This is a genomic window from Campylobacter pinnipediorum subsp. pinnipediorum, assembly GCF_002021925.1.
Lineage (GTDB): Bacteria > Campylobacterota > Campylobacteria > Campylobacterales > Campylobacteraceae > Campylobacter_A > Campylobacter_A pinnipediorum.
The window spans coordinates 890,014-905,256 of record NZ_CP012546.1 but is presented as its reverse complement, the minus strand read 5'-3'; the positions used below and the strand labels follow the sequence as shown (position 1 = coordinate 905,256).

Genomic DNA, 15,243 nt, shown 5'->3' with positions numbered 1-15,243 from the left:
AAAAATATGAGAAGAGTTATATCGGTTATTGTTTTAAATGAACATGGAGTATTATCTAGAATTTCTGGACTTTTTGCGGGTAGGGGATATAACATAGATAGTTTAACTGTCGCCCCTGTTCCTGATAGTAATTTTTCAAGACTTAGTATTATTACAAGTGGAGATGAAAAAGTTTTAGAGCAAATTGTTAAACAACTCCATAAACTTATTCCTACATACAAAGTTATAGAAAATTCAAAATTTATAGAAAAGGAGATGGCGTTGGTAAAAATTCCTTTAAGTGAAAATTATGCTGGGCTTGATGCTATATTAAAAGGATATAATGGAAGCGTAGCTAATACTAATGAAAACCATATTATAGTAATGGTAACAGATGATACGAGCAGGGTGGATAATTTTTTAATGGCAATAAAAAAGTTCAATCCAGTTGATATAGTCCGTGGCGGATCAGTTTTGATGGATTTTTGATATGAAATTAAGTCAAATAGCTAATAAACTTGGATTAGAATTTAGAGGTAATGATTTTGAAGTAGTTGCTTTAAATTCATTGTTAAATGCCGATAAAGATGAGCTTACTTACTGCGATGGTGAAAAAAATTCTCAATTTATAAGTAAATCAAATGCTGGAGCTATACTTGTTACTGAAAATTTTATAGACTTGGTTCCTGAGCCAATGTCTGTGATTGTTTGTGAAAATCCACATTTAGCTTTTGCTATTTTGAGTGAGGATTATGCAAAACCTCTTTTTATAGAAAAAAAAGAGAGTCATATTGATCCAAGTTCAAAAATAATGCCAAATGTATATATCGGACAAGGTGTGAGTGTTGGTAAAAATAGCATTATTATGCACGGAGCTTTTTTGGGAGACAATGTATCTATTGGTGATAACTGTATAATACATCCAAATGTTGTTGTTTATAATGATTGTAAAATAGGAAATAATTGTCATCTAAATGCTAATTGTGTTATTGGTTCTGATGGTTTTGGATATGCACATACAAAAACAGGGGAGCATATAAAAATTTATCACAATGGAAATGTAGTTCTTGAGGATAATGTTGAAATCGGAGCTTGCACTACCATAGATAGAGGTGTTTTTGAATCAACGATAGTTAAGAAATTTACAAAAATAGATAATTTAGTTCAGATAGGACATAATTGCGAGCTTGGACAAGGCTGTCTGATAGTCTCGCAGGTTGGTTTGGCTGGATCTACAAAACTTGGTAGAAATGTTGTTATGGGTGGTCAAAGCGGGACAGCAGGACATTTAAAAGTTGGCGACTTTGCTCAGATTGCAGCAAGGGGAGGTGTTACAAAAAGCTTAGAATCAAATAAAAAATATGCTGGACATCCTATAATGGAAATGAACGAGCATTTTAAACTTCAAGCAAAAATAATAAGATTTTTCAAAAAACAATAATTTATTCCGGTTTGTTAGCAAATTTATATATTTAATATTTGCTAACAAATTTAACCTTTCAAAAAACATTCATTATTTAAAATTCTTTTTACCCTATTTTTTATTTTTTTTACAACCAAACACAATAATGTTATTTTTTATATAGAAGTTTTTTTTGCAAAATAGGGTAGTGTTAGACAAATTAACTCAATTACATAATATAAAAAAATTATTATAATTTATAATTATATTTTATATTTAAAATATTTTCTTATATGATAGCGAGTATATGAAATTTTAAAAATGATAAAAATATTTTATGTAAAATATGTAAGTAATTTATTTGTATAAAAATACAAAATATTTAATGGATAAATTTATTTCATTCAAAATGTAAAGTCATAAAATGGCGTATTTTAGCATATTTGGTATAATAAAAGCAGGATAGAATCGATATTTATATATTAGTTTGAAAATTATAGTTTTCAATACAAAATATATAAAATAGCTTGTATTTTACTTTTTATTGTATATTTTTACTTATTTTTTAATTTAAGAAAAATATATTCTTATGGTTGGTAATCTTTGTTTTTTGTCGCTATAATTCTTGCTAAATTTAATAAAAAAATATTTGATTAATTTTTAGCTTTTTTGAAATTTTGTATCGCTTGTCTTCTAGAGTTTGTTATATCAACTATGCTCGCAGGATATTTTATAAATATATCTTCTAAAAGACCATTTTCTATATGTAGTAGTTTTGGATTAACATCTCTTAATTCAGGTATAACTTTTTTTATAAATATTGCATTTGGATCAAATTTTTTTGATTGAGAGTATGGGTTAAAAACTCTAAAATATGGATTAGCATCAGTTCCTGTGCTAGCACTCCATTGCCACGAACCTATATTTGAGCTAGCCTCATAATCTAAAAGTTTTAAAGCGAAATATTCCTCACCTTTTTTCCAGTCTATAAAAAGATTTTTAGTTAAAAAAGATGCTGTTATCATTCTTAGTCTGTTATGTATTGTTCCTGTATTGTTTAAATGTCTCATTGCAGCATCTATTATAGGAACACCTGTTTCTCCCCTGCACCATTTTTTAAAATGTTCTTCGTTATTGCTCCAATTTATATTAATGTTTTGAAAGTTTTGTGTTTGACTGCTTGGAAAATGAAACAATATATAGTTATAAAATTCTCTCCAAAACAACTCTCTTATAAAAGATTCGCTGTTTAAGTTTTGCTCGGATTTTAAATAATTAAAAACCTCTTTTGGTGAAATTAGCCCAAATCTTAAATGAACCGATATTTTAGATGTATCATCCATATAAAAATAATCCCTAGCTTTGTCATATTTTTCTATTTTTTCTTTAAAAATATCTAGTAACTCGATAGGATTTTTTTCTAAAAAATCAGGAAGTTTTTGCTCTACAAAGCCCATCGTTTCAAGACTTGGTATAAAGCTATAATCAAAATTTATTTTGTTAAGTTTATTTTTTAATTCATAAGTGCTTATTTTGCTTGAAGAAGTTATTGGATTTAAAGATTTATAAAAAGGTGTAAAAACCTTATATGGTGTTTGATCTTTTTTTAAATGCTCATTTGGATTAAGTATAAAAGAGTCTAAATATCTATTTAATGGTAGTATTTCTTCTATCTCTTTATCTCTATTTACAGAGTATGAATCAAAGTCAATAGAACATAAAATTTCATCAAATCCATCTTTTTTTAACTTTGTAAAAACTCTTTTGGGACTATCATAAAAAATAGCCAAATCAAGCCCTAATTTTTTAAGATTTGTTTTTAGATTTAGAACTGATTTATATATAAAAGTTACTCTTTTATCATCATTTGGAAGTTTTTCTAAAATATTTTTATCAAAAATAAATATAGGCAAAACATCTTTGTTTGCATTTGCTAAAATAGCATTATCGCTTACTCTTAGATCTCTTCTAAACCAAAGAATTTGTTTCAATACAAATCCTTGCTAGATAGATAAAATTCCAATTTTTTAGGGTATGGATTTAGTATTTTTTGATTTTCTAGATATTTTATGTCAAATTTTCTTATATATAAAGCTAAAACTTCTGATACTGATTTGAATGAGATAAGACCTTGTTTAAATATATTTAACATTTTTAATATTTCTTGTTTTTCATCTTTTGTTATGTAGTTTTTAAAATATCCATATATGTGAAGAAATATATTATAAGTCTTTGCAATACTTTCTTTAAGACTTATTGCTTCTAAAAATATAATTTTATACTCATCTAAAACCTTATCCAAGGTCTTTTTGTTGTGATTAGCTACAATATTTCCAAGATGTTTATAGTGTTTGTGAGATTTTGAATAAATTAAATATTTGTATGATGAGTGAAACTCAATCAAGCTTTTAAACGATGGCTTTGTTTGTAAAAATTCAAATATTTCTTTATATGCAAAAATTTGCATTAGAAAATATTGTTTAAACCATATATGTTTAGTATTTTGTTTTTCGTGTAAATCATAGCATTTTTCTTTTGTGTTTTTAGTAAAAATTCTAATTTTATTTTTTTCAATGTATATTCTTATTTTTTCTAAATTATGTTCTTTTTCTAATCTCATATTTATCCCATTATATGAATAATTTACAAAATTATAGCAGATAACTAAGATAAAAAAGTTTTTTTGTTTGTTTTTAATCACTATTTCCTTTTAAAATCGTTAACTATTTACAGATACAATTTCAATTAAATTCAAGAAATTATAACTTGTAATTTTTTCATTAAAATCTTTAAGGAGTAAAAATGAGTTTATCTAATGAATTAGATACTTCAACAAAAGAAGTAGAGGTTACAACACAAAAAGCTTCAGAAAATGATGCTTTATCTAGTAGACGTAAGTTTTTAAGTGCTGCCGGTTTAGGACTAGGGGTTGTAAGCACATTACCATTTGTTAGCACTCCTGTTTTAGCAGATGAAAAAACAACTACCAAAACAAAGAAACTAGCTAAGACTGCTTATGGTGCAAGTACAGCAGAAAAAGAGATTAAAGTTGTTAGTCTTGAAAGATTACAAGATGAAGTAAAAAAAGTTGTTCCTAAGGCTGGATTTGAGTTTGTATCAGGTGCAGCTGGTGGTGAATGGACTATGCATGAAAATAGACGTGCATTTGATGATTATCGTATAGCTCCTAAACGTTTAGTTGGATTATCTTGGAATGATATTGATACATCAACCAAACTACTTGGTTTAGATATGGCTTCACCTATTATGGTTGCTCCTATGGGTGCTCATGCTATGATACATGAAGGTGATGAAAGAGCTACAGCAAAAGGTGCTGGTTTAGCAAATACTCTTTATTGTTCATCAGGTGCTTCAAATGCAACATTAGAACAAATAGCAAATGCTACAAATGGACCTAAATGGTTTCAATTATATTATAACAATGATGAGGGTGTAACTAAATCACTATTAACTCGTGCTAAAAATGCTGGTTATTCAGCTATTATACTAACAGCTGATGCACTTGGACCGGGACAGCCAGAAAATTTCATTGCTATGGGTAGCCCATTCCGTCCTGATAGGTTATTTGGCAACCATGATCCTAAAATGGGTGGTAAAGGAAACTTTTTTGATCAAAAAACAGCCCTAACAACCAAAGATATTGAATTTATAAAAAGCTTTACAGGACTGCCTGTAATAGTTAAAGGTATATTACGTCCTGATGACGCTAAAAGATTTGTTGAAGCTGGTGCTGATGCTATACAAGTATCTAACCATGGTGGTCGTCAGATAGACGGTGTTCCTGCAAGTATGACAGCACTACCAGCTATTGCTAAAGCTGTTAATAAAAAAGTTCCTATCATCTTAGATGGTGGTGTTCGTAGAGGTATAGATATAGTAAGAGCTATTGCTATGGGTGCAAATGCTGTTGCTGTTGGTCGCCCTATGCTTTATGGTTTAGGACTAGGTGGTTCACTAGGTGTTAAATCAGTAATAGAGTTTTTAAACAAAGACTTAGTAGCTGCAATGATATTAAGCGGTGCTGGTAAATTAGCTGATTTAAATCCAAGCTATATTGATATAGTTGGAGAAAATGCTAAATTTAATAAATATAATTCATAATTAAATTATCTTAATATAATACAAAGCGAACATTAATTTGTTCGCTTTAATATAAACTCATAAACCTGCATTAAAAACATATTTAATAAAAACACAATATAATATTAATTATATATTTTAAAAATTTAACAATATATAATAAAAAATAAATAACATCAGAAAGTATTTTATGAATCATGAAAAGAATAATAATATAGATATTAAAAAAGAGGCTTTAAAAGAAATTTTTGACTTAATTTTAGAAAATCAATGGGTATCAACTGCTGTATTTTTTGGATTTGGGCTTATAATATATTTTGGATATTTTTATTTGAGTTATAGCTATATACCTAGTCTTGCATGGGGAGAAATATTTTCTATTATGGTTTCATTGTCTACTATATTTTTATTATTGCCTATTTTAATATTAATTTTTGTATTTTTATTTTGGTTGTTTTATTATGTTGATAAAAATTTGGATTGTTTTGAAACTAAAAACTATAAATTTTTTACATATTATAAGTCTAATTTTATATGGATAACATCATTTTTAATATTTTTAATTTCATTTTATGCGTTTATTGTCCGACCACCTGAAATTTTTAATAATTTTGTTATTATGATTAATTCTTATGCAGATATTGATCTTACTGAACTTATTGTTATTTTTGTAATGTTTATTGTGCCATTTATTTTTTTAAATCTTATTATAAGACATAGAAATAATAAATTTATTTCTATTGTATTTTTTATAAGCTTAATGTTAATTTTTTTATTTATATCATTTTTTATATTTTCAGTAACAAATGTTTTATGGATGTTTTGGTTTATATTTTTTATCACCATAATGTTGTTTTATCTTTTATTAAATACAAGTAATATTTCAAAATTTGATTTTAAACTATCTTTTTCTATTTATTTTAGTGTGATTTTATTTTTAGTACTTGTGCTAACTTCTGGTCATATAATAAAAATATTAAATTACGGTAATATTGATTATGAAACCTTGATTTTGGATAAACAAGCAATTAATATATTACCTGATGAAATTTCAAGAAAAAATACAGATGATAATAAAACATATGTTGAATATGTTAATGAAAATAGCAACAATTTTAAAATAAAACTTCACAACGTGAAAGCATTGTCAACTTTGGGAAAATTTTATTATTTACAAACAAAAGATGATTTGAGATTTGAAATAGATTCAAGCTATATAAAAACTAAAATAACAAGTAAATAATAAAAATGAAATAGATACTTGTCTTGTTTAAAAAATATAATAATCTAGATAAGTATCAAATCATTTCAAGTTTCATTAAATACATATCTTCACCATCTATAACTTCAAGGTTTTGAGAGTTACACTTAGGACATAAAAATTCATTTTTGCTAAGTTCTGATTGATTTCCGCACTCTTTACATTTTACAACTATCTCTTGAACATTTATTATTAGTTTTGCATTTTCGCATATTGTCTCTGCTTGACATACACTAAAAGCACTTTCTAGATAGTGCGGTTCTATTCCACTTAAACGCCCTACTTTGATCTTTATTTTGGTTACCTCTTTTGCATTATTTTTTGCCGCATTGTCTTCACATAGTTTAAGTAAAGATTGTGCTATACTAAGTTCGTGCATTAACAAATCCTCGGTAATAATTCGCCCCTAGGAGCATCTAAAAATCTTCTTGATTTATACATATTTTCTATCATAACTCTTGAGTTCTTATCTTCCAAAATTTCACCTATTTCATTTGCATTTTTATCAAATTGTTGTAAAATTTCCAATGCTTTTTTGCTATCTTTTTCTTCCACAGCCAATACAAAAGTGCCTTCATTTGCAAGTTCATAAGGTTCAAAACCAAATAGTTCACATATACCAAGAACACCATCACTAACTTTGATATTTTCTTCAAAAATCAATATATCATGTTTGCAAGCACTGCTCCATTCATTTAAAACGGCACTAAGTCCGCCGCGAGTAGCATCTCGCATACATAGTGGTTTTATACCTGAGTTTAAAAGCTCCATTACTACATTTTTTAAACTTTTACAATCACTTTGAAGATCACTTTCTAGTTCAAATTCTTCCCTATTTGCAAGTATTACACCACCATGTCTTCCTATATCGCCACTTATTAGTATTTTTGCATTAGGTTTAAGACTTTTTATATTTATATTTGGCATTACTATATGCCCTATTCCAGATGTGTTGATAAAAATTTTATCGCACTTTCCTTTTGGAACAACCTTTGTATCTCCGCATACAACTTTTACATTTGATTCTTTGCAAGTTTTAGCAAGAGATGTAAGAACTTTTTTGAGTTCATCTATACTAAGACCCTCTTCCAATATCAAAGAACAGCTTAGAAATTTAGCTTCAGCTCCAACCATAGATAGATCGTTTATAGTTCCGCAAGCAGCTATTTTCCCTATATCTCCACCATTAAAAAATATAGGGGTAACAACAAAGCTATCGGCACTAAAAGCTATATCGCCTGATATGTTTAGTATAGCGCTATCATTTGCTTCTTTTAGTGTTTCATTGTCAAAAATTTCAAATATAATATCATTTATTAATGAGTTCATTTCAACACCGCCACCACCATGGCTAAGCATAATATTCATATTTTACCTTTTTGTGTATTTGTAGTAAGCGGCACAAGCGCCCTCACCTGAAACCATACATGATCCGATAGGTGTTTGAGGCGTACAAGCTTTAGCAAAGACTTTACAATCATAAGGCTTTGCTTTTGCTCTTAAAATTTCTCCACATATACATGCTTTTGATTCCGGTTTACTAACAACACTACAATCAAAATTTATTCTAGCATCAAGTCTTTTAAATTTATCCCTTAGTCTATACCCACTATTTTGTATGGTTCCAAGCCCTCGCCAATTAAAATCACAAATTTCAAAGTATTCATCTATGAGATTTTGAGCTTTAATGTTGCCTTCTTTTGTTACTATTCTTGAGTATTCGTTAAAAACTTCATACGTAGAATCATTTTGTTGTTGAACTAAATTTAAAACACCAGTAAGTATATCAAGTGGTTCAAATCCACTTACAGCTATTGGTTTTTTGTAGTCATTTGCTATTTTTTCATAAATTTTTGTCCCCATAATAACGCTAACATGACTAGGTCCTAAAAAACCATCTATTTTTACATCTTTATCATTCATTATAGCCATTACAGGCTCGGGAACTTTTACATGATTTATATGAAAAAATAAATTTTTAAAATCAAGTTCAATACATTTTTTTACAACATTTGCTGTCATAGGGGTTGTTGTTTCAAAACCTATGGCAAAAAATATTACTTTTTTATCAGGGTTTTGGGTTGCTATCTTTATAGAGTCAAGCGGTGAATACAACGCCCTTATGTCATGCCCTTTGGATCTAAGTTTTAACAAGCTATCATAAGAACCAGGAACTCTTAACATATCGGCAAGTGTGCAAAATATAACATCAGGCATACTTGCCAATTTACAGGCTTCATCTATTCTGTTTTTTGGCATTACGCAAACAGGACATCCTGGCCCATGAATAAAATTTATATACTCTCCAACCAATTCGCTAAGTCCAAATTTCATAATACTATGGGTATGTCCTCCGCAAATTTCCATTATATTTAAAGGCTTATTGCTCTTTTGTTTTATAAGTTTTGAAATAGCAAAAATAAGATCTTTGTCGCGAAAATCATTTATTAGATCCATCTAAAATCTCCATAAGTCCGATATCTCCATCATAAGAATCAATTTTACCGTTTTTCATATCTTTTGCTATTTGTCTATAAATTTCCAAACTTTCTTCGGCTATTTTTGTGTCTATCTTTTCCATAGCAAAACCAACATGTATTAGTATGTAATCACCTATATTTACATCCTCAGAGATAAGATCTAAACTAACACTTCGTTTTACCCCAAGAGTCTCTACCAATGCGACATTATCTTTATCTATTTCAAGAACCTTTGAAGGGACTGAAAGACACATTATCTAAATTCCTTTTTAAATTTTATATAATCAATCCATCTTTGAATACCATTTCCACTTTTACTATCTACTTCTATGATATCAACTTTTGGATTTAGTTTTCTAGCTTCAGTTTTAACACGCTCTACTTCAAAATCAAAATGTTGTATCAAGTCCATCTTGCTAACGATGATAACATCCGCAGATCTAAACATAACGGGATATTTAGCTACCTTATCATCACCTTCTGTTACAGATAATAAAACTACATTTAGATGAGTTCCTACATCATAGCTAGCTGGACAAACTAGATTTCCAACATTTTCTACAAATACAACATCTAAATCATCCATAGGGATATTATGCAATCCTTCGTGAACCATAAAAGCATCCAGATGACAAGTCTGTCCTGTGCTTATCTGGTGTGCTTTCCCACCGGCTTTTAGTATTCTGTTTGCATCGTTATTTGTTTCCAGATCGCCCTCAACAACACCTATTTTAAGATCAGAATTTTTTATAGTAGCTTCAAGCAATGTTGTTTTTCCACTTCCTGGACTACTCATTAAATTTATAGCCAGTATTCCTGATTTGTCAAACCACTCTCTGTTCTTTGATGCTTCTTTGTCGTTTTCGGATAAAATTTTACTTATAACATTTATTGTTTTTACATCATTTAATGTTGGGTTTTGATGAGTATGATTATGATCACCATCTCCTACTCCATGCTCGTTATCATGTGTGTGAGTATGTGCATGAACAGTGCCATCAGAATGAGTGTGCGTATGCTCATGATGTATGTGCTCATGCTTATCTTGGTGGGAATGACCATGATTATGCTCGTATTCGTGTGTGTGAATAGTTTTATTAGAATGAGTGTGTGTATCAATATGACTTCCCATACTACAGCCGCAATCTTTACACATCTTATATCCTTTTGTTATAAAATTAGTTTCATTGCAACCATTATAACGCTTTGTAATTAAATAAATATAAATTTATTTTTTATTGTTTTTAATAAAATTTATCTCCACAATCCTAGCATTACCTTTAAAAATTTTAATCTTAGCATATGACTTATAGTTAGGATCAGCAAGTTTATTTTGTAAAGTAATTGCATTTTTTTCAGTGGTAAAATATTTTTGTATTCCAAAATTATTATAAATACCTTGTATATATATCCCGCTTTTTGGTTTTTTGTCTATAATTTTTTTAGTATAGTGGATATTATTTTTTTCTTCTAATACAGCATAATTTTTTGATTTTTTTATATTATCTATATCATTAAAATCATATCTTAAATTTACATAATTTCCACGAAAAGGATCCATTGGATCATATCCGTGAACTTGCATAACAATTTCTTTTCCAAAATACAAAGGCACAAAAGCATAAAAAACCATCAAAATAAGCAAAGCGGGCTGTAATAAAGCTACAAAAACAATAAATTTATTTTTCATTTTTTACTCTTTTTAGTTTTAAAATAACAAACATAATAAATCCAAAAAATAAAAATAGCATACTAGTTGATATATAATCTCCACTAAACTCAAAATATCTAATAATAGATGTGCTAAAAATAAGTAAAAGCCCTAAAAAAAGTTTATAATTTTTTATATAAAGTCCACCAAGTATTATACATATGATGGAAAAAAACATTCCTTCATTTTGAATATAAAAAAATGCGATAGGTAAACATAATAAAATAAAATTTACAATAAATAAAAATTTATTTTTATATTGAAAAGCTATTATAGAATTTATCACAAACAAAAATACAAAAATAAAACCATAAATGTTGTTAAAAATATCATAAAAACTCATCTGTGCTGGTTTTTGTTCTAATACAAAACTTAAAAATACCAAAAATAATGAAGCGAATATTTGAGATATATTGTAAAAATTTTGAGAGTTTCGCACCTGCCCTATTTTATCTAAAGGCTCTTTTAGTGATATAAAAAGCAACAAACACATGAGTATACAAAAACAATACATTACTACATGCTCTCTCAAGCCAGCTCCATTTATTTTGTATTCTAGTGCAAAAAGATATATAATTATTCCTAAAATGATATTAAATACCAAAAACTTACCACTTTTTTTATAGCAAACAAATACAGATAATAAAATAAAACATATAAAATATATTGAATTTATATTATAGTAATACAGTTCAAAAAGTAGCCATACTATAGATATCATAAGTGAAATAGCTGTCAAAAAAGAGCTAAAAATACACACAGATAAGACTATGGAACCAATAGCATAAAGCAATAATCCATCTGGCATATAGCTATCAAGATGATATGTTTGTGATATCAAAGCTATGCTTGTTCCATATACCAATATAGCTAGGAAGAATATCATCTCAGAGTGTTTGAAATTTCCTTTTTTATAAGTATAAAGACCTGATATATTTAAAAATAATGTAAGACCTGCAAGTAAAACAAGGCGAATATAATCAGGTATCTCTTCCCAATTAGAACCAACTAAAAAAAATAAAGATAACCCAAAAAATAGATAAGCTAATAAATGTAGTAACAAATTGGAATTTGTTTCTGGATTTATGATACTATAATTATATCTTTCTGACATTTTATTTATAAATTCGTCTTTTGCTATGCCTTCTTGTTTCCATTTTAAAATTTCTTTAACCGATATATTTTTCAATTTATACCACCTAATAATGTTAAAATTATATTTAAAAATTATAACATAAAAAATGTTAAAATATAATTTATATTATTTTTTTTGGTATAATCTATATCTCAATCAAAACAAAGAAAATTTTATAAAATAACTAAATTTTTATCAAACATTTATAAAGGAATAATTTTATGGGTAACAACCTAAGAAACATTAACTATATCTTGAAACCAAGTGTAGTTATCTCTTTATCTGCATTTTTGGTTTCTTGTGGTGGCGGAGGTGGTGGCGGAGGTGGCTCTTCTCAACCATCCTATACTGATATTTATACACCATCGCCAAGATATACACCATCTGCGCCTCAACGGGATGAAGACAATAAAATGCAACAGTTACTTCCTGTAAATCTACCTATATCAAAAACCTTATTTTTTGATGGAAGAGAAACAATAAATGAATCAAATTCGGTAGTTCAAAATTTACAATCAGAACAAATAGATAGATATAACAACAAACAAAAAAATACAAAAGAAAATGAAAGAAAAATATCAGTAATAGATTCCGGTTTTAAAGATTATCAATATGATGCAAACGTTCTTTTTCTTAATGGATATTTGAGACATAATCGAAAAGAAGATCTTCATGGAGCTTATGTTCTAGATATTATCAGAAATCAATTAAAAAATAAAAATAATATAAATAAACCAATAATTTTAATAGCAGATGTTGGAAATGGTAATAATATGCTCTCTGTAAGTAATCAAGTTTTTGACGAAATGTACAAAAAAGGTGCTAGGATATTCAACAACTCTTGGGGAACTTCTAATAAACAACATAAACCATATGAAATCAAAACACTAAAAGGTTTAATAGGAGATAAACCGGAAAAAGATAGTATATTTGTATTTGCAGCTGGAAATGACAAGAGAGATGAGCCAACATCTGAAGCTAGCTATCCAAAAGAATATGATAATGCTAGAAATGGTTTTATAGCGGTTGCTGCTTATGACGAAAATATCAAATCAAAACTTGCAGATTATTCAAATAAATTTGATGAAAAATCAAAAAAATGGGGGATAGTAGCTAGTGGTATTACAGGAAATCATCAAGGTACATCTTTTGCCGCTCCCAGGGTTACAGCAGCAGTTGCTAATGTATGGGATAAATTTCCTTGGATGAGTAATCACTTAGTAACAGTAACTATATTATCAACAGCTGATATACCTGGGACAAGCACCCCTACAGAAGGACCAAATTCTGGAAAAAAAGATGTGGGCGATCCTTCATTTGGATGGGGAATTTTAAATCAAGAAAGGGCTTTAAAAGGACCTGCATTGCTTCACTTGGATCTTAGAACATTAAGCAAGGATGAACAATTTGTTCAAAACTTATTTACAGTTGATTTTGATTATAGAAATTATCAAGATAAGAACAAACTAACTTGGAGCAATGATATAAAAGGTAGAGGCGGTATATACAAAAAAGGTACAGGTACCTTGTATCTTAGTGGAGATAACCAATATGAAGGTGCAACTTGGATACAAAATGGTGATATAGTGCTTCAAAATAAACTTCAAAATTCAGATGTAATTATAGAAAAGCAAGGAACCTTAAGAGCTGAATCCAAAAATGGTGCGTTTGCAGAAATAGGTAAGTCAATAACAAACAATGGGGGTTCTTTAAATGTATATGGAAAAGGACTTTATATAAAAGAAAAATATGAAGGAAAAAATGGAGCTAGAATAGTTATAGATATAGATAAATCATTGCTTAAGGCTGATGGAAATATAAACTTTGGAAATAATGGATACTTACTAGCCGATATAGAAAATTTACAAGAAATTCCATCAAGAAACACAACAAGAACAAGAACTATTATTGAGGCTAATCAAATAGAAAATTTTGATTCAAAGAAAGCTAAAATTTCAAACAATATATCAAATTTTATAAACATATATGGATTAAATTTAAATAATTCACAAAAAAATCTAGAAGTAAAATATTCAAGAAATGACACCGCTTATGTAGCTTCTGCATTAGGCTATAAAGCTAACGATATCGCATTTAAAACTGCAGAAAATTTGGATGTCGTTTTGGATGAATTAGCTGTGTCGGATGATAAAGATAGTCAAATTTACCAAGCTTCTTTATCTTTGTTTGCAATGCCGGCTCAAGCTTTAAGCAATGCTATAAACACTCTTTCTGGTGAAATTTATTCATCAAGTCAAAATATACTTGCAAAACAAAATGAGACTTTCAATAAAACATTAAGCGATAGAATATCATCTTTGATTTATGAAGATAGAAGTGGTTTTTGGGCCAATCAGATATTTGCAGATGTAAATTTAAAAAATAAAGGCTATGCAAATACTAGCACAAATATACACGGTTCTGCATTTGGACTTGATAAAAAAACTGACAACTATATACTTGGTGTTTCTTTGCTTTCCGGAAGAGCAAAGACTGATTTTGATAAAAATGCAGGTAGTACAAATATAAAAAATACATCAGTTAGTCTATATGGTTCATACAACTTTGATGATTTTTATATGCTTGGTAGAGTTGGATTAAATAGTTCAAAAAGCAAGGTAGAAAGAGAAATTTTAGATAAAAACTCAAAAATTTCATACGACAGTAAATTTTATAATACATATACAGAAATTGGTAAGATTTTTGAATTAGATAAATTTAAAATAAATCCATTTTTTGCTACACAGCTTGACTGGTTAAAAAGAGATAAGATTTTTGAAAAAGATGTTTTTGGATTACAAGCTGATAAAAAAACATACAACTTAACATCTTTGCTAGCAGGTGTAAGAACAAAAGTTGAATTTGACAAACTATTTATAAGCTCAAATCTAACTTATATCAACAAGCCATCTCCTAATGATTTTAGCTTTGATGCAAAATTTACAGGCTCAAATAGTAATGTAAAAATAACAGGTATCAAAGAAGCTAAAAGCACTGTATGGTTTGGTAGCAACTTTGGTTATAATCTAACTAAGAATATCATGTTAAATTGTGGATTTGATCTATCTTTTGACAGTTCGCATAATAACAGCAAAGTATTTAATGTTGGTGGTTTATATAGGTTTTAAATAAACCATAAAGTATTATAGAAATATATTCTTATTAATTTTTTTT

General features: G+C 28.2%; 14 protein-coding genes. 5 read left to right on the top strand and 9 right to left on the bottom strand.

The features are described from left to right. Positions 1 to 6 precede the first annotated feature (6 nt). Together ilvN and lpxD are read left to right on the top strand one after the other, a co-directional pair. Positions 7 to 468: an acetolactate synthase small subunit gene (gene ilvN / locus CPIN17260_RS04605; protein WP_069632078.1), complete on the top strand. Its 462-nt coding sequence runs from the start codon at positions 7 to 9 to the stop codon at positions 466 to 468. A gap of 1 nt (position 469) precedes the next feature. Continuing rightward, positions 470 to 1,420 (top strand): UDP-3-O-(3-hydroxymyristoyl)glucosamine N-acyltransferase, encoded by a 951-nt coding sequence (gene lpxD, locus CPIN17260_RS04600; protein ID WP_078440631.1) that lies wholly within the window; start codon positions 470 to 472, stop codon positions 1,418 to 1,420. A gap of 614 nt (positions 1,421 to 2,034) precedes the next feature. Here lpxD and CPIN17260_RS04595 read toward each other — a convergent pair. Both CPIN17260_RS04595 and CPIN17260_RS04590 read right to left on the bottom strand, forming a co-directional pair. Further along, a complete protein-coding gene (locus CPIN17260_RS04595) occupies positions 2,035 to 3,372 on the bottom strand; it encodes a cryptochrome/photolyase family protein (protein WP_078440630.1) in 1,338 nt (445 codons plus the stop codon). Continuing rightward, positions 3,369 to 4,001 carry a DUF1722 domain-containing protein gene (locus tag CPIN17260_RS04590; protein WP_157887334.1) on the bottom strand — a complete coding sequence of 211 codons (633 nt, stop codon included), beginning with the start codon at positions 3,999 to 4,001 and terminating at the stop codon, positions 3,369 to 3,371. Before CPIN17260_RS04590 ends, CPIN17260_RS04595 begins: the two co-directional genes overlap by 4 nt. Before the next feature lie 182 nt (positions 4,002 to 4,183). Here CPIN17260_RS04590 and CPIN17260_RS04585 point away from each other — a divergent pair, with 182 nt between their 5' ends. Further along, positions 4,184 to 5,503 carry an alpha-hydroxy-acid oxidizing protein gene (locus tag CPIN17260_RS04585; protein WP_078415487.1) on the top strand — a complete coding sequence of 440 codons (1,320 nt, stop codon included), beginning with the start codon at positions 4,184 to 4,186 and terminating at the stop codon, positions 5,501 to 5,503. A gap of 169 nt (positions 5,504 to 5,672) precedes the next feature. Continuing rightward, positions 5,673 to 6,725, top strand: a complete 1,053-nt coding sequence (locus CPIN17260_RS04580; protein WP_078440628.1) for a hypothetical protein — start codon at positions 5,673 to 5,675, stop codon at positions 6,723 to 6,725. A 55-nt stretch (positions 6,726 to 6,780) separates the two neighbouring features. Here the strand turns inward: CPIN17260_RS04580 and hypA are convergent, their stop codons facing one another. The 7 genes from hypA to CPIN17260_RS04545 form a co-directional block, all read right to left on the bottom strand. Continuing rightward, entirely contained in the window at positions 6,781 to 7,122 is a 342-nt protein-coding gene (gene hypA / locus CPIN17260_RS04575; protein ID WP_078440627.1) for a hydrogenase maturation nickel metallochaperone HypA, read from the bottom strand. Then, positions 7,122 to 8,111 (bottom strand): hydrogenase expression/formation protein HypE, encoded by a 990-nt coding sequence (gene hypE / locus CPIN17260_RS04570; protein ID WP_078440626.1) that lies wholly within the window; start codon positions 8,109 to 8,111, stop codon positions 7,122 to 7,124. Before hypE ends, hypA begins: the two co-directional genes overlap by 1 nt. A 3-nt stretch (positions 8,112 to 8,114) precedes the next feature. Then, on the bottom strand, positions 8,115 to 9,200 hold the full coding sequence (hypD, locus tag CPIN17260_RS04565; RefSeq protein WP_069636727.1) for a hydrogenase formation protein HypD: 1,086 nt from the start codon (positions 9,198 to 9,200) through the stop codon (positions 8,115 to 8,117). Next, entirely contained in the window at positions 9,184 to 9,477 is a 294-nt protein-coding gene (locus CPIN17260_RS04560; protein ID WP_078415484.1) for a HypC/HybG/HupF family hydrogenase formation chaperone, read from the bottom strand. Before CPIN17260_RS04560 ends, hypD begins: the two co-directional genes overlap by 17 nt. Then, positions 9,477 to 10,379, bottom strand: coding sequence for a hydrogenase nickel incorporation protein HypB (hypB, locus tag CPIN17260_RS04555; RefSeq protein ID WP_226996899.1), 903 nt, complete (start codon positions 10,377 to 10,379; stop codon positions 9,477 to 9,479). The genes CPIN17260_RS04560 and hypB overlap by 1 nt, the downstream gene beginning before the upstream one ends. Before the next feature lie 72 nt (positions 10,380 to 10,451). Further along, positions 10,452 to 10,913, bottom strand: coding sequence for a GDYXXLXY domain-containing protein (locus tag CPIN17260_RS04550; protein WP_078387662.1), 462 nt, complete (start codon positions 10,911 to 10,913; stop codon positions 10,452 to 10,454). Then, entirely contained in the window at positions 10,903 to 12,123 is a 1,221-nt protein-coding gene (locus tag CPIN17260_RS04545; protein WP_078440625.1) for a DUF2157 domain-containing protein, read from the bottom strand. Before CPIN17260_RS04545 ends, CPIN17260_RS04550 begins: the two co-directional genes overlap by 11 nt. Positions 12,124 to 12,290: 167 nt before the next feature. On the opposite strand from CPIN17260_RS04545, the gene CPIN17260_RS04540 reads away from it, so the two are divergent. Then, positions 12,291 to 15,197 (top strand): autotransporter domain-containing protein, encoded by a 2,907-nt coding sequence (locus CPIN17260_RS04540; RefSeq protein ID WP_078440624.1) that lies wholly within the window; start codon positions 12,291 to 12,293, stop codon positions 15,195 to 15,197. Positions 15,198 to 15,243: the final 46 nt, after the last annotated feature.

Bases quoted from the DNA above. Each gene is read 5' to 3' on its own strand.
- ilvN (WP_069632078.1), top strand. From the start codon at position 7: ATGAGAAGAGTTATATCGGTTATTGTTTTAAATGAACATGGAGTATTA.
- lpxD (WP_078440631.1), top strand. From the start codon at position 470: ATGAAATTAAGTCAAATAGCTAATAAACTTGGATTAGAATTTAGAGGT.
- CPIN17260_RS04590 (WP_157887334.1), bottom strand. From the start codon at position 4,001: ATGAGATTAGAAAAAGAACATAATTTAGAAAAAATAAGAATATACATT.
- CPIN17260_RS04585 (WP_078415487.1), top strand. From the start codon at position 4,184: ATGAGTTTATCTAATGAATTAGATACTTCAACAAAAGAAGTAGAGGTT.
- CPIN17260_RS04580 (WP_078440628.1), top strand. From the start codon at position 5,673: ATGAATCATGAAAAGAATAATAATATAGATATTAAAAAAGAGGCTTTA.
- hypA (WP_078440627.1), bottom strand. From the start codon at position 7,122: ATGCACGAACTTAGTATAGCACAATCTTTACTTAAACTATGTGAAGAC.
- hypE (WP_078440626.1), bottom strand. From the start codon at position 8,111: ATGAATATTATGCTTAGCCATGGTGGTGGCGGTGTTGAAATGAACTCA.
- hypD (WP_069636727.1), bottom strand. From the start codon at position 9,200: ATGGATCTAATAAATGATTTTCGCGACAAAGATCTTATTTTTGCTATT.
- CPIN17260_RS04560 (WP_078415484.1), bottom strand. From the start codon at position 9,477: ATGTGTCTTTCAGTCCCTTCAAAGGTTCTTGAAATAGATAAAGATAAT.
- hypB (WP_226996899.1), bottom strand. From the start codon at position 10,379: ATGTGTAAAGATTGCGGCTGTAGTATGGGAAGTCATATTGATACACAC.
- CPIN17260_RS04550 (WP_078387662.1), bottom strand. From the start codon at position 10,913: ATGAAAAATAAATTTATTGTTTTTGTAGCTTTATTACAGCCCGCTTTG.
- CPIN17260_RS04540 (WP_078440624.1), top strand. From the start codon at position 12,291: ATGGGTAACAACCTAAGAAACATTAACTATATCTTGAAACCAAGTGTA.